The sequence below is a fragment of the Thauera sp. SDU_THAU2 genome, assembly GCF_038260575.1.
GTDB lineage: Bacteria > Pseudomonadota > Gammaproteobacteria > Burkholderiales > Rhodocyclaceae > Thauera.
Map to the genome: position 1 here is coordinate 4,152,938 of NZ_JBBWUN010000003.1, position 14,231 is coordinate 4,167,168.

At 68.4% G+C, this 14,231-nt stretch carries 14 protein-coding genes; 5 read left to right on the forward strand and 9 right to left on the reverse strand.

Annotated elements, in window-relative coordinates; genetic code table 11:
* Positions 1-72: 72 nt before the first annotated feature.
* The gene (locus tag AAFL97_RS21135; RefSeq protein ID WP_341646608.1) at positions 73-594 is read left to right on the forward strand and encodes a hypothetical protein; all 522 of its coding nucleotides are present in this window, start codon (positions 73-75) and stop codon (positions 592-594) included.
* Between the two features lie 15 nt (positions 595-609).
* Here AAFL97_RS21135 and AAFL97_RS21140 read toward each other — a convergent pair whose 3' ends face one another.
* The 8 genes from AAFL97_RS21140 to AAFL97_RS21175 form a co-directional block, all read right to left on the reverse strand.
* Complete coding sequence (locus AAFL97_RS21140; protein ID WP_341646609.1) at positions 610-1,560, reverse strand: AEC family transporter; 951 nt, start codon at positions 1,558-1,560, stop codon at positions 610-612.
* A 90-nt stretch (positions 1,561-1,650) separates the two neighbouring features.
* Positions 1,651-2,586 (reverse strand): AEC family transporter, encoded by a 936-nt coding sequence (locus AAFL97_RS21145; RefSeq protein WP_263462705.1) that lies wholly within the window; start codon positions 2,584-2,586, stop codon positions 1,651-1,653.
* Positions 2,587-2,618: 32 nt separating this feature from the next.
* On the reverse strand, positions 2,619-3,773 hold the full coding sequence (locus AAFL97_RS21150) for a glycerate kinase (protein WP_341646610.1): 1,155 nt from the start codon (positions 3,771-3,773) through the stop codon (positions 2,619-2,621).
* 154 nt (positions 3,774-3,927) lie between these two features.
* The gene (locus AAFL97_RS21155) at positions 3,928-5,070 is read right to left on the reverse strand and encodes a sugar diacid recognition domain-containing protein (RefSeq protein ID WP_341646611.1); all 1,143 of its coding nucleotides are present in this window, start codon (positions 5,068-5,070) and stop codon (positions 3,928-3,930) included.
* Between the two features lie 171 nt (positions 5,071-5,241).
* Positions 5,242-6,762: a tripartite tricarboxylate transporter permease gene (locus AAFL97_RS21160; RefSeq protein ID WP_341646612.1), complete on the reverse strand. Its 1,521-nt coding sequence runs from the start codon at positions 6,760-6,762 to the stop codon at positions 5,242-5,244.
* Positions 6,763-6,765: 3 nt separating this feature from the next.
* The gene (locus AAFL97_RS21165) at positions 6,766-7,230 is read right to left on the reverse strand and encodes a tripartite tricarboxylate transporter TctB family protein (protein WP_341646613.1); all 465 of its coding nucleotides are present in this window, start codon (positions 7,228-7,230) and stop codon (positions 6,766-6,768) included.
* Between the two features lie 143 nt (positions 7,231-7,373).
* Positions 7,374-8,354: a Bug family tripartite tricarboxylate transporter substrate binding protein gene (locus AAFL97_RS21170; RefSeq protein ID WP_341646614.1), complete on the reverse strand. Its 981-nt coding sequence runs from the start codon at positions 8,352-8,354 to the stop codon at positions 7,374-7,376.
* 140 nt (positions 8,355-8,494) lie between these two features.
* Positions 8,495-8,662 (reverse strand): hypothetical protein, encoded by a 168-nt coding sequence (locus tag AAFL97_RS21175; RefSeq protein WP_341646615.1) that lies wholly within the window; start codon positions 8,660-8,662, stop codon positions 8,495-8,497.
* Positions 8,663-8,858: 196 nt separating this feature from the next.
* On the opposite strand from AAFL97_RS21175, the gene AAFL97_RS21180 reads away from it, so the two are divergent.
* The 4 genes from AAFL97_RS21180 (at position 8,859) to AAFL97_RS21195 (ending at position 13,426) form a co-directional block, all read left to right on the forward strand.
* Positions 8,859-9,530: a response regulator gene (locus AAFL97_RS21180; RefSeq protein ID WP_341646616.1), complete on the forward strand. Its 672-nt coding sequence runs from the start codon at positions 8,859-8,861 to the stop codon at positions 9,528-9,530.
* Positions 9,523-10,923, forward strand: coding sequence for a sensor histidine kinase (locus AAFL97_RS21185; RefSeq protein WP_341646617.1), 1,401 nt, complete (start codon positions 9,523-9,525; stop codon positions 10,921-10,923). Before AAFL97_RS21180 ends, AAFL97_RS21185 begins: the two co-directional genes overlap by 8 nt.
* Positions 10,924-11,268: 345 nt before the next feature.
* Entirely contained in the window at positions 11,269-11,487 is a 219-nt protein-coding gene (locus AAFL97_RS21190; protein WP_068637205.1) for a glycine zipper 2TM domain-containing protein, read from the forward strand.
* Positions 11,488-11,797: 310 nt separating this feature from the next.
* Positions 11,798-13,426: a peptide chain release factor 3 gene (locus tag AAFL97_RS21195; RefSeq protein ID WP_341646618.1), complete on the forward strand. Its 1,629-nt coding sequence runs from the start codon at positions 11,798-11,800 to the stop codon at positions 13,424-13,426.
* Positions 13,427-13,478: 52 nt separating this feature from the next.
* Here the strand turns inward: AAFL97_RS21195 and AAFL97_RS21200 are convergent, their stop codons facing one another.
* Positions 13,479-14,006, reverse strand: a complete 528-nt coding sequence (locus AAFL97_RS21200; RefSeq protein WP_341646619.1) for a hemerythrin domain-containing protein — start codon at positions 14,004-14,006, stop codon at positions 13,479-13,481.
* Between the last annotated feature and the right edge of the window lie 225 nt (positions 14,007-14,231).

The window sequence follows — 14,231 nt, forward strand, 5'->3', positions numbered from 1 at the left end:
CAATTCAAGCCGGACGACATCCCTGCCGTGCACGGCATGCATAATGGTCCGCATCTCCCGCGGAGCCGAACGATGACGAAACGCCAGCCATGCCGATCGACCACAGCGGCGATTGCCTGCCTCGCAGCACTCGCTGCCGGCCCCGCCGCAGCGGCGGAGACCCGGATCATCTGCGCCGACCTGGACGACCCGGACCGCACCCGGGCCGTGCTCAGCATCGCGAGCGGTGCTGCCGAAACCGCGGGTGCGCCCCGCATCGCCGGCCTGGAAATCGTCACACCCGAATTCCTCTGGCCGGCCCCCGGCCAGCCTGAAACCGCGCGCTTTCCCGCGGGCAGCAGCGACGTGTCGCCCGACCTGGCCCTGCTGGATAGGGTGGCCATCCACGCCACGGCTGACATGGACGGCATGCTGCGAATCGTGGATTTCGGCGTGCTCAGGCCGGATGCACTCGACCTCGAAGGCCTGCGCGGCTCGCTGATGCTGCACGAGACGTGGCAGAACGGCCGGGCAATCGGCTCGCTGTACTACACCCATGAAGGCAGCCCGCCCACCGTCACGGCGCTCGGCTGCCAGCGCTTCGACGAAGACTGAGACCGGCCGGTCCGGCTAGATCAGCCCGGCGCTGCGCAGCATCATCACGCCCAGGCTGGTGGTCAGCAGCGAACCGAGCGTCGTCAGCGCGATGATGTTCGCCGCCAGCGTGGCGTTGCCACCCATCGCCCGCACCATCACATAGCCGGCCGCGGCCGAGGGCGCCGAAGCCATCAGCATCAGGATGCCCAGCTCGATGCCGCGAAAGCCGAACGCCGCCGCGCCCAGCGTCAGCAGCACCGGCACCACCACCAGCTTGCCGAGCGCGGCCAGCGCGGTGCTGGCGATCTCCGAGCGCAGGCTGCGGAAATCCAGCGAGGCGCCGGTGCACAGCAGGGCCAGCGGCAAGGTCATGTCGGCGAGGTACTGGGTCGAACGCAGCGCCAGCTCCGGCAGGCGGATTTCCAGCGCCGACACCGGCAGCGCGAGCAGGATGCCGATGATCAGCGGATTGGTGGCGATGCCGCGCACGATCCTGCCCACGCCCTGGCTGCGGTGCAGCGAACGGCTGAGGGTGATGACCGCCAGCACATTCACCAGGATCGTCACCAGGCCGAGATACAGCGAGGCTGCGGCAAGACCGGCGTCACCGTAGGCATTGACGCAATAGGCCAGGCCGACGACGCCGAAGTTGGAGCGGAACGCACCTTGCACCACCACGCCGCGGTCGCGTTCGGGCTGCACGACGAATTTCGCCGACCATTCGAGCACGATGTAGAGCGCCAGCGTCGCCGCCAGGCCGTAGGCGATCATGCCGGCATTGGCCGATTCGGCGATGCGCGTCTTGGCGATGCTGGTGAACAGCAGCGTGGGCAGGGCGATGGTGAATACCAGCTTCGAGCCGGCATCGATGAAGCCGTCGGTCAACATGCCGGTGCGACGCAGCAGCACACCCAGGCCGAGCAGCACGAAGATCGGCCCGGTGACCGAAAAGGAAAAGCTCAGGATCGCGAGAAAGTCGGACATCGGCCAGCCTGGTACATGCCGCCCGGCGGCGGGAACCGCGGCATGCTACGCACTCGCGGCCGTCACGGCAATGCGCGGCACCGCGGCTGCTCAGGGCCGCAGCAGGAACAGCAGCACCGTCAGCGTCAGCACCGACAGCAGGGTCGACAGGAATACCGCCGAGGCGACCGAAGACTGGCAGACGTTGTAGCGCTGGGCGAAGAGATAAGGCGTGATCCCGGCCGGCAGCGCCGCCAGCAGCACGCCGGTCGCCACCCACAAGGGCGGCACGTCGAACACCTGGGTTGCCAGCAGCCACACCAGCAGCGGCAGCATCACCGTCTTCAGCGCCACCAGCACCAGCGGCTCGCGCAGGTTGCCGCCCAGGCTGTAGCGCGTCAGCGAGGCGCCGAGCGCGAACAGCGCGCAGGGCGTGGCCGCGGCGCCCAGGCCGCCGGCCACGGCATCGACCGGACCGGGCAAGGGCACGCCCGACAGCGCGAACGCCAGGCCGCAGCTCAACCCCCAGATGATCGGCGTCGCCAGCACGCTCTTGCCCAGCTTCAGCAGCGTCGCCGCCGCCGACTGCTGGCCGCCGCGCGCCGCCTCGATCAGCGCGGTGGTCGGCGGCAGCATCAGCAGGCTGTGGCAGGCGATCATGACGAACAGCGGCAGCGCCGCCGACGGGCCGTAGGCCGTCATCACCAGCGGAATGCCGAGCATGCCGGTGTTCGAGAAGCCGGCACCGAGGCCGAGCACCGCCTGCTCGTCCAGCCGGCGCCCGAACAGCAGCCGCCCGGCCAGCATCGCCAGCCCGAACACCGCGAACGCACCGATGTAGTACGACAGCAGGTAGCCCCAGGGCATCGCCGCGGGCAGTTCGGCCTGGGCGATGGCGCGGAACAGCATCAGCGGCAGGGCGAAGTTGAACACGAACAGCGACAGCCCGCGATTGGCCGCCTCGTCGAACACACCGCAGCGCGCCGCGACGTAGCCGAGGCCGAGCGTGCCGAAGACCGGCAGGATGATGCCGAAGATGATGTCCAAGACGGCTCTGTGGGCGGAAGCTCAGGGGGCACTCATGGTAACGCAGGCGCGCCCGGACCGATGCGCAGCGTGGCAGCCACGTTGCGGGCGGTGAGTTCGACGTTCGCCGCCGCATCGCTCAGCGCCTCTTCGAGTGTGCAGGGACGGCAGAGCACGCTGAACACCGCGTCGATGCCGTGCTCATGCACGACGCCGACGTTGGCGCCGAGCGAACCGGCGATGCCGATCACCGGCTTGCCGTAGCGCTTGGCGACGCGGGCGACGCCGATCGGCGTCTTGCCGTGCACGGTCTGGAAGTCGATGCGGCCCTCGCCGGTGACGACGAGGTCGGCATCGCGCACGTGGCGGTCGAGATCGACCGCGGCGGTGACGATCTCGATGCCCGGCTTCAGCACCGCGCCGAAGAAGGCGAGCATCGCCGCCCCCATGCCGCCGGCCGCGCCGGCGCCCGGCACCTGGTCCACCGCGACGCCGAGGTCGCGCTCGACGATGCGGGCGAAGCGGGCGAGGTTGTCGTCCAGCACGCGCACCTTGTCGGGCGTCGCGCCCTTCTGCGGTCCGAACACCGCCGAGGCCCCGCGCGGACCGGTGAGCGGGTTGTCCACGTCGCAGGCGACTTCGATGCGGCATTCGGCCAGGCGCGGATCGAGCGCGGAGACGTCGATGCGTTCCAGCTCGGCCAGCGGACCGCCGCCCGGCCCCAGCTCACGGCCATCGGCGTCCAGCAGCCGCGCACCCAGCGCCTGCACCATGCCGGCGCCGCCGTCGTTGGTGGCGCTGCCGCCGATGCCGAGGATGAAGCGCCGTGCGCCGGCGTCGAGCGCGGCGCGGATCAGTTCGCCGGTGCCGCGCGAGGTGGTGCGCAGCGGATCGCGCTGCGCCGGCGGCACCAGCATCAGGCCGCTGGCGGCCGCCATCTCGATCACCGCGGTGGCACCATCGCCGGTGAGGCCGTAGAAAGCCGGCACGCTGTCGCCCAGCGGGCCGGTGACGGCGACTTCCAGCCGGCGCCCGCCGGTGGCGGCCACCATCGCGTCGACCGTGCCTTCGCCGCCGTCGGCCACCGGCACGAGCACGTATTCGGCCTGCGGAAAGACGGCGCGGAAGCCGGCTTCGACCGCTTGCGCGACTTCCAGCGCGGACAGGCTTTCCTTGTAGGAATCAGGGGCGATGACGATCTTTTTCATGGCGGCGGGCTCCAGGCAGTGGATTGGGTGCAAGACACGGCGGCACTTGCACGGCAGATACAGCTTAGAACCGGACGCGCACTGATGTCTTCATGGAAACGCACAAATTTCCATTGTATTTTTGATTTTTATTGTGCATTTTCATGATTTGATGTCACTCGGAATCGGCTGGATCGAGCTGCAGCGCGATATACAGCAGCAGACAGTCGTCGAGCCGCGCCAGATCCAGCCCGCTCAACTCCCCGAGCCGGCGCAGGCGGTAGTCGAGGGTGTTGCGATGCACGCCCAGCGCGCGTGCGGCGGCGGCCGACTTCATGTCGTGCGCGAACCAGGTGGCAAGCGTACGCTGCAGCAGGCCATCGCGGTCGTGCCGGGCCAGCCGCTGCAGCGGGCGGCGCAGTTCGTCCGCCTGCCAGCCCTCGTCCAGGCCGGCCAGCAGTACAGCCAGCGTCTGGTCCGCATAGCAGTGCAGCGCGCCGCCGCGCCGACGGCCGAGGCGCAGCAGCGCACAGGCCGACTGATAGGAACGTGCCAGCCCGGCACGGCCCGGAAACACGCCGCCGAGCGCCAGGCGCGGCGCTGGATGGCCGTCGCGCCGAAGGCGCGCGAGCAGGACTTCGGCCCGCTTGCGCAGTTGCTCCGCCTCGTCGGGCCCAGTCGAAACCGGCAGCAGCGCCACCACTTCGCGCAGCGACACCGGCGCGTACAACACCTCCGGCTCGGCCGCCAGCACACCCAGCAGGCGCTGCTGTTCGGCGAGCTGGACCGCCGCATCGACAGCCGCAGGATCGGCTTCAAGCAGCAGCACGACGCGCGGGCGCGCCGGATCGACGCCGAGCTGGCGCGCCCAGTCTTCCAGCACCGGGGCCGGTGCAGCCAGGCCGACCAGTTGCAGCACCAGTTCCTCGCGCAGGCGGGCATCGCGCGCGATGATCTGCATCAGTCTTGCCTGCTCGATCATGGTTTCGGCCGCCATCCGCAGCAGTTCGGCAAATTGGCGGATGGCATCGGGTTCGCCGCTGAGTCCGATCACGCCGACGATGCCGCCTTCGGCACGCAGCGGCAGGTTGATGCCCGGCCGTGCGTCGTGCAGCCGGCGCGCCAGCACATCGTCGATCTCGACCGTGCGCCCCTGCGCCAGCACCATCATCGCGCCCTCGTGCGGGCTGCCGATGCGGGCCGCGTTGCCGCTGGCGATGATGACGCCGCGCGCGTCCATGACGTTCACGTTGGCATGCAGGATCTGCATCGTGCGATCGACGATGGACTGGGCAAGCGAGGCATCGAGCAGCAGCATGGCGGGAACAGGGTGCGGAAGATGCCTGCATGCTGCCGCGTAAGACCGGCGCGGACAAGCCGGGGCGCCGAGACGCGCCCGGCGATACGGCCGGACTTGCCTGCATGAACGAAAATGGCCCGGCCGGCGGACGAGCCGCCGGCCGGGCCGATCGATCGACTGCTCGGGCGATCAGGCGTCGGCGACCGCCGGCCCATCGGCACGTTTGGCGCTGGCCCGCCAGGAACGGTAGATCGGCAGAATGATCATCGCCACGATCAGCACCCACACGCCCCAGGTGATCGGACTGGCGAACAGGATGCTGAGGCTGCCATCGGAAATCGACAGCGCCCGGCGCAGGTTCTGCTCCATCAGCCCGCCGAGGATGAAGCCGAGCAGGATCGCCGACAGCGGGAAGTCCAGCTTGCGCAGGATGTAGCCGGCCACGCCGATGATGATCATCAGGAACAGGTCGAAAGTAGTCGCATGCACCGCATAGACGCCGATCGAGGTGATGATGGCGATCGCCGGCACCAGTGCCCAGTAGGGCACGGCGAGGATCTTGGTGAACACCTTGATCATCGGCACGTTCATGACGATCAGCATCACGTTGGCGACGAACAGCGAGGCGATCAGGCCCCAGACGATGTCCGGCTGGTTCTGGAACAGCAGCGGGCCCGGCGTGATGTTGTACAGCGTCAGCGCGCCGAGCATCACCGCGGTAGTGCCCGAACCCGGCACGCCGAGGGTCAGCATCGGCACCATGGAGCCGCAGGCCGAGGCGCTGTTGGCGGTTTCCGGCGCGGCCAGGCCGCGCAGGTCGCCGTCGCCGAAGCGATTGTCCTTGTGCGCCAGGCGCTTCTCGCTCATGTAGGACACCGCACTGGCCAGTGTGGCGCCGGCGCCGGGCAGGATGCCGAAGACGAAGCCGAGGGCACCGCTGCGCAGGTTGGTGGCCAGCACGAAAGCGCCTTCCTTGAAGCTGAACAACATGCGGCCGCTCGCTTCGAGGGCCTTCTGGCCGCGGTGCGTGCGTTCCAGCAGCACCAGAATCTCGCTGACCGAGAACAGGCCGAGCACCAGCACCACGAACTGGATGCCGTCGGCCAGGCCGAGGCTGCCGAAGGTGAAGCGATACACGCCGCTGTTGGAGTCGACGCCCACGCAGGACAGGAACAGGCCGATGCAGCACGCGACGGCCGTCTTCATCGGCCTGTTGCCGGCCATGCCGGCCAGACAGACGATGGCGAACACCATCAGCACGAAGTATTCGGCAGGCCCGAAAGCCACCGCCCACTTCGCCAGCAAGGGCGCGAAGATCACCACGCCGCAGGTGGCGATGAGACCACCGAGGAAGGAGCTCCAGGCCGAGATCGACAGCGCCACGCCAGCCTTGCCCTGGCGCGCCAGCGGGTAGCCGTCGAGGGTGGTCATCACCGCCGAGGCCTCGCCGGGGATGTTCAGCAGGATCGAGGAAATCCGCCCGCCGTATTCGCAGCCCAGGTACACGGCAGCGAGCAGGATCAGCGCGCTTTCCGGCGGCAGGCCGAGAGCGAAGGCGATGGGGATCAGCAGCGCCACGCCGTTGATCGGGCCCAGGCCCGGCAGCAGCCCGACGACGGTGCCGATCAGCGTACCGCACAGCGCGGTGAACAGATTGTAGGGGCTGAGGGCGACACCGAAGCCCTGGCCGAGGTAGCTGAATGTATCCATGGTTCAGTTCTCCAGACCGGCGAGGATGCCGAGCGGTAGCGGTACGTCGAGGGCCTTGTCGAACAGCAGGTAGAGGCCGATGGCCAGGACCACGCCGGCAATCACGCTGGCGAGCCAGGTGCCCTCGTAGAGACGGGCCATGGCGATGCCGAACAGCATGGCCGCAGGGATGAAGCCGAGCGTTTCGAACAGCGCGGCGTAGATCGTCAGCACCACCACGCAGCTGACCACCTTGATCAGGACATGGCGGTCCATCGGATGATCATGCTCGTCGGCAGGTTCGTGGCCGTCCGCCGGCTTGGCCGCGATCAGGTAGATCGCCCCCAGCCCCATCAGCAGCAGCAGCAGCAGCGGGTAGGCGCGCGGCCCCACCGGCTCGTAGGAGAACGGTGCTTGATAGTCCCAGGCAGCGACGGCCAGACCCACGCAGATGAGCAGCAGCACCAGGCCGAATATACGTTGGTACATGAGAGGGATTCCTCGTGATGAGTTGCCCGCCCGGGGCGCGCTGGCACAAGCAACGCACCCCGGGAGCGACGTGTTCCAGGCAGTGGCGGATTCCGGAAACGGGCTGCCGTCGCCTCGCGGCGACGGCGCAAGCCCCGGCCTGCCTACTTGACCAAGTCGAATTCCTGCGCCAGCTTCCTGTACTCGGCAACCTGCTTCTTCACGTAGGCATCCAGTTCGTCACCGGTCATGGCGAAGGGGTACAGCTCGCGCTGCTCGCGCAGCTTGGCGAAATCTTCCGATGCCAGCAGTTGGTCGAACGCGTTCTTCCACCAGGCGTAGGCTTCATCGCTGACCTTGGGACCGACATAGAAGCCCCGGATCACCGGCCAGGACACGTCGTAGCCCTGCTCCTTGGCAGTGGGAATCTGGGACACGGTCTTGCCCGGCAGACGCTCGTCGGAGAACACCGCCAGAATGCGCATGCCGCCGCTTTCGATGTGCGGCACCGAGTCGGAGATGTCGGTACTGGCAACCTGGATGTGCCCGCCGAGCAACGAAGTGGCCAGTTCGCCGCCGCCTTCCATCGCCACGTAGCGCATCTTGCGCGGATCGATGCCGGCAGCGCGGGCGATCAGCGCGGTCTGCATCCAGTCCTGGCTGCCGACGGTGCCGCCGGAGCCGATCACGACCTTGGTGGGATCGGCCTTGATCGCAGCGACCAGGTCGTCCAGGTTCTTGTAGGGCGAATCGGTACGCACCGCCAGCGCGCCGTAGCTGGTGCCGATCCCGGCCAGCCACTTCACCGCGTTTTCGTCGAAGCGACCGAACTTGCCCTGGGCCAGGTTCAGCAGCGAGCCGCTGGAGAAGGCGGTGATGGTGCCGGCCTCGGCCGAACGCTGGGCGACCACCGCGTTGTAGGCCACCGCGCCGACGCCGCCGGGCATGTAGGTGACGCGCATCGGCGACGTCAGCAGCTTGCTCTCGACCAGTGCAGACTGCGCCAGCTTGCAGGTCAGGTCGAAGCCGCCTCCGGGAGCGGCCGGGGCGATACATTCGGGCCGCTTCGGCTCGGCGGCCAGGGCCTGGCCGGCGATGGCCACGCAGGCGGCTGCCAGGGTGGCACGGATCAGGGCAGTTTTCATGACGTTGTCTCCTATGTGTTTATATATATGTGGCCCAGGCTTCATCAGGTCGGCAGGCCGTCCGATGATCAGGCGTCGTCCGCCGCTTTTGCGAACGGAATAATTCTAGCCGCAAGTCATGGTCATGCAGACCGGAATCGTCAGTGCGCCGCTTGGAACGGGTGCTGAACGTCGATGTTGCTGGTATCCGGGGTCACCGACGCGCCGTGAGCGAAAGCGGCTTCACGCGGCGCTACGGACACGGTGCCGGCCATGGCCGGGCAACTCGGCCGCAGGGTCGGCGATACCGGCCGCAGGACAGAAATCATGCAGGTCTCCTCTCGTTCTTGTCATACCCGCGCATCGCCCGCGCGGGCCGTGTGCAGGACGGTTCGGGCCGCCTTTCACACGCTGCTAGGCTATGGGCCTTAGCTTTCGCCAAGCTTTCACATCCGAAAGTTCTTGGCGGGCCGGAGTGGGCGCTACACTGCGCGCTTCTGACGAGCTTCGTGGCAGGAGGTGGCCGTGCGGATTCTGCTGGTCGAAGACCACCCGCAACTGGCGGAGAGCATCGCCCAGGCGCTGAAGGGCGCCGGCTGGACGGTGGACGTGCTGCATGACGGCGTGGCCGCCGATCTGGCCCTGGCCAACGAGGGTTATGCACTGGCGATCCTCGACGTCGGCCTGCCGCGGCGCGACGGCTTCCAGGTGCTGACCCATCTGCGCCAACGCGGCGAGACTCTGCCGGTACTGATGCTGACCGCCCGCGGCGAAGTCAGCGACCGCGTCCATGGGCTCAATCTGGGCGCCGACGATTACCTGGCCAAGCCCTTCGAACTGTCCGAACTGGAAGCACGCGTCAGGGCGCTGCTGCGCCGTTCACGCCAGGGGGGCAATCGCCAGCAGCGCTGCGGCGCCCTGGTCTACGACCTGGATACCTTGCGTTTCAGCCTGCATGGAGCGACGCTGGTGCTGACCGCGCGCGAGCAGGCGGTGCTGGAAGCGCTGCTCGCCCGTCCCGGACGGGTGATGAGCAAGGAGCAGCTGGCCTCCCAGGTGTTCGGCCTCGACGAGGAGGCCAGCCCCGACGCCATCGAGATCTACATCCACCGGGTACGCAAGAAGCTCGAAGGCAGCGGCGTATACATCATCACCTTCCGCGGCCTGGGCTACCTGCTGAAGGCTGCCGATGGCTGAGCACGGCAGTCTGCGGGGGCGCCTGCTGCGGCGCCTGTCGCTGCTGCTGGCGCTGATCCTGCTGGCAAGCAGCCTGAGCGCCTATTGGAGCGCCCGCCACGCCGCCGACACCGCCTACGACCGCACCCTGCTGGCCTCCGCGCGCGCGGTGAGCGACGGCCTGCACAGCAACGACGGCCGGCTGCTGGCCAACGTGCCCTACGTGGCCCTGGACACTTTCGCCTACGACAGCGCCGGGCGCATCTACTACCAGGTGCTGGGCATGGACGGCGAGCTGGTGTCCGGCTACGAGGACCTGCCCGCGCCGCCGCCGGGCACGCCGCGCACCGACGACTACCCGGCCCTGGCGCGCTTCTACGATGGCATCTATCGCGGCCAGGGCGTGCGCGTGGTGAGCCTGCTGCAGCCGGTCAGCGAACCGGGCTTCAAGGGCGTGGCGGAGATCCGCGTCGCCGAGACCCAGGGCGCCCGCGAACGCATGGCGCGCGAACTGCTGATCGGCACGCTGTGGCGCATGGGCCTGTTGGCGGTGACCGCGCTGATCCTGGTATGGCTGGCGGTGAGCGCCGCGCTGCGGCCGCTGGAACGCCTGCGCACCGCGCTGGCGGAACGCACCAACAACGACCTGCGGCCGCTGCCCGATGCCGGGCTGCCGCGCGAACTGCGCCCGCTGGTGGCAGCGCTGAACCAGTTCAATGCCCGCCTGCGCGGCCTGTTCGAGCGCCAGTCGCAGTTCATCACCGAAGCCGCCCATGAACTGCGCACGCCGCTGGCCGCGCTCAAGGCGCGCATCACGCTGGGCCTGCGCGCCGAGCAGCCGGAAGCATGGCGCCGGACCCTGGAACAAGCCGCGCAGCACAGCGACGACCTGACCCGCCTCGCCAACCAGCTGCTTTCGCTCGGCCGCATCGAAAGCGGGGCGCGGGCGATCAGCGAAGGCGGTGCACAGCGCATCGACCTGAGCCTGCTGAGCCGCGAACTGGCGCTGGCGCTCGCCCCGCTGGCCCATGAGCGCGGCGTCGCGCTGGCCCTGGAGGCCGACCAGCCGGTGTGGGTGGACGGCGAGCCCATCCTGCTCAACGAGTTGCTCAACAACCTGATCGACAACGCCCTGGCCCACACGCCGGCCGGCGGCAACCTGGTGCTGCGGGTGCAGACGCCGGCGGCGCTGGAGGTGGAGGACGACGGCCCCGGCATTCCCGAGGCGGACCGCGAGCGGGTGTTCGAGCGCTTCTACCGGCGCGGCACGCGGGGAGGCGGCGCGGGCCTGGGCCTGGCCATCGTCGGCGAGATCTGCCGTGCGCACGGCGCGACGATCAGCCTGCATCAAGGAACGCCGAACGGGCTGCGGGTGCGGGTGGAGTTTCCCGCGCAGGCCGCCGGCCAGCCCTGAGCGCCATCGGCATAGCCACCGAACGACGGCAGCGGAACACGGCATGCAGGCGCCCGGCATGCCGAAATCCGGCGAACTCCCGCTTCCGGGACGCCCCGGCCAGCCGCCAAGCTGCGTCCAAATGTTAAGGCGCCGGGCACGGATCGAGCGCGAACGCCGCCGCGTCTGCCGCCAGCGTCCGCGGGAACGGCGCCGACACGGCCTGCCGCACGACCTCGGCGCTGAAACAAGTCGTCACGCTGGCCGCGGAGTTTTCCGCCCGCGCCGTGTTCCCATCCATGGACTCAGCGATCGGAGGAACGACGGCGTTCCCACCGACGAACAAGCACAAGACAGGAGTACAGCATGAAGATCCACAGCCTGATTCCCGCCATTCTGATCACCATCGCCGCAACGGGTTGCGCGACCTGGGACAACATGTCCTCGCGTGAAAAGAGCGCCGTCACCGGCGCCGCGGTCGGCGGCGTGGCAGGCGCGGTCATCACCGACGGCGGCGTCCTCGGCACCGTGGGCGGCGCGGCCATCGGCGGCGTCATCGGCGATCAGGTCGGCAAGAAGAAGTAAGTCCACCCATCGCCGCAGGGACGACCCTGCGGCGGCACTTGGCTGCCGGCGCCACATCTCATCGACCGAGCATCGCCGGTAGCACTTGGCCGGCCGCACCTCGCCGGCCGCAGCTTTCTCCTCTGCTCCCGCCGTGGAGCCGCCTCGGGCATCGGCGCCCCGCCTGGCGCCGATGCCCATTTTCTTGCCCGTTCCACGCCGCCGCCAGCCGCACGGCGCCACGGCAGCCCGTCGCATCCTTGGTAGAATCGCCACCGCCCCGCCTCGCACCATTGCGCGCAGGCGGTTTTCTTTTCGCTGACGAATCCCGATGACGACCACCCCCTTCCCGCCCGAGCTGCTGCGCGACGTCGACAAGCGCCGCACCTTCGCCATCATTTCCCACCCCGATGCGGGCAAGACCACGCTGACCGAAAAGCTGCTGCTGTTCGGCGGCGCGATCCAGCTCGCCGGCACGGTGAAGGCGCGCAAGTCCGCCCGCCACGCCACCTCGGACTGGATGGAAGTGGAAAAGCAGCGCGGCATCTCGGTGACCAGTTCGGTGATGCAGTTCGAGTACCAGGGCCACACCATCAACCTGCTCGACACGCCGGGCCACGAGGACTTCTCGGAAGACACCTACCGCGTGCTGACCGCGGTCGATGCCGCGGTGATGGTGATCGACGCCGCCAAGGGCGTGGAAGCGCAGACGATCAAGCTGCTCAACGTCTGCCGCATGCGCAACACGCCGATCATCACCTTCGTCAACAAGCTCGACCGCGAAGTGCGCGAGCCTTTCGACCTGCTCGCCGAAATCGAGGACGTGCTGAAGATCACCTGCGCGCCGGTGACCTGGCCGCTGGGCATGGGCAAGGCTTTCCGCGGCGTCTACCACCTGCTGCAACAGCAGGTGCTGACCTTCACGCCGGGCGAGGAGCGCCGCAGCGACGGCGAGATCATCAAGGGCCTGGACAATGCCGAGCTCGACAGCCGCTTTCCGCTGGAGATCGGCCAGCTGCGCGAGGACGTGGAGCTGATCGACGGCGCCTCGCCGCCCTTCGACCTGACCGAATTCCTCGCCGGCCAGCAGACGCCGGTGTTCTTCGGCTCCGGGATCAACAACTTCGGCGTGCAGGAGATCCTGCAGGCGCTGCTCGACTGGGCGCCGCCGCCGCAGCCCCGCGTTGCGGGCACCGGTTCGACAGGCGACGGCACGCGCATGGTGCAACCCGCCGAGCCGGCCTTCACCGGCTTCGTGTTCAAGATCCAGGCCAACATGGATCCCAAGCACCGCGACCGCATCGCCTTCTTCCGCATCTGCTCGGGCCGCTACAGCTCGGGCATGAAGGTCAGGCACGTGCGCGCCGGCCGCGACATGAAGCTCGCCAACGCGCTGACCTTCATGGCCAACGAGCGCGTGATCATGGAAGACGGCGTCGCCGGCGACATCATCGGCATCCACAACCACGGCCAGCTGCAGATCGGCGACACCCTGAGCGAAGGCGAGAACATCGGCTTCAAGGGCATTCCGTACTTCTCGCCCGAACTGTTCCGCGCCGCCCGCCTGCGCGACCCGCTGAAGTCCAAGCAGTTGCAGAAAGGCCTGCAGGAGCTGGGCGAGGAGGGCGCGATCCAGGTCTTCGAGCTGGAAGGCGGCCAGATGCTGCTGGGCGCGGTCGGCGTGCTGCAGTTCGAGATCGTCGCCCAGCGCCTGAAGGACGAATACAAGGTCGATGCGATCTTCGAACCGGCCGACATCCACACCGCGCGCTGGCTGACCTTCCCGGACGACCTCACCCGCCGCAACTTCGAGCGCGAACAGGCGCTGCGCCTGGGCAAGGACATCGACGGCAACCCGGTGTACCTAGCCACCAGCCGCTACAACCTCGAAGTGACGGCGGAGAAGTGGCCGAAAGTCACTTTCCACGCCACTCGCGAGCACGGCCAGGTGCTGGCCTGAAGCGCTCCCGGCGCCGAACAGCCGTGATCACGGCCTGGCGCAGCCTGCCGCCTCAGGCCGCCGGCGCGTAGAGCGGGTAGAGCACGTCCTCCTCGCGCCGGATGCGGTCTGCCAGGGCCGCGGCCACGGCGTCGAGGTCGGCGACGAAACCGGCCGCCAGCGAAGGATCCTCGCCGAGACGGGCATAGCGCGTCAGGAAGGCGACGACCTTCTTGCCGATCTCGTCCATGTCGTGGCGGAACTCGTGCATCAGCGCATGGCTGGCGGGATCGCTCGCCAGCGTATGTTCGAGATAGACGTACAGCCGCACATTCTCGACCAGCAGATGGCCGTGGAGGTCGGTACGGAAACGCTCCAGCAGCGGCACGGCCTCGTCCAGGCGCCCGCTGCGCGCCGCGCGGCCGATCTCGCCGACGCAGTCGAGCATGCTGCGGTGGTCGCGCACCAGATGTTCGATCAGGTCGGCGCTGTAGCGGATCGACGTGCCCGGCGCACAAGGCCCGGCCTCCGGTGCGGCATGGGCAGGCGCAGCCTGCGGCTCGTCATGACGCCTGCCGAACAGCCAATCGAGCAGAAACATGGAAAGCTCCTGTGGATGGCCGCGCAGCGGCGGCCGGTCGCGGAATGAATTGCGACGCTAAGGCAGGACGCCCGTCGCTTTCCATGTGATGGATCAAATCCATGCCGGCAGCAGGTGTATGCCGGCCGCAGGCTCGCTCCGGCGGCCGGCATGGCAACGCACCGGATCATGATTTTCTCGATCTTCGATCGCCGATCCGGGCGATGCCGGGCGCGACACTCCTGT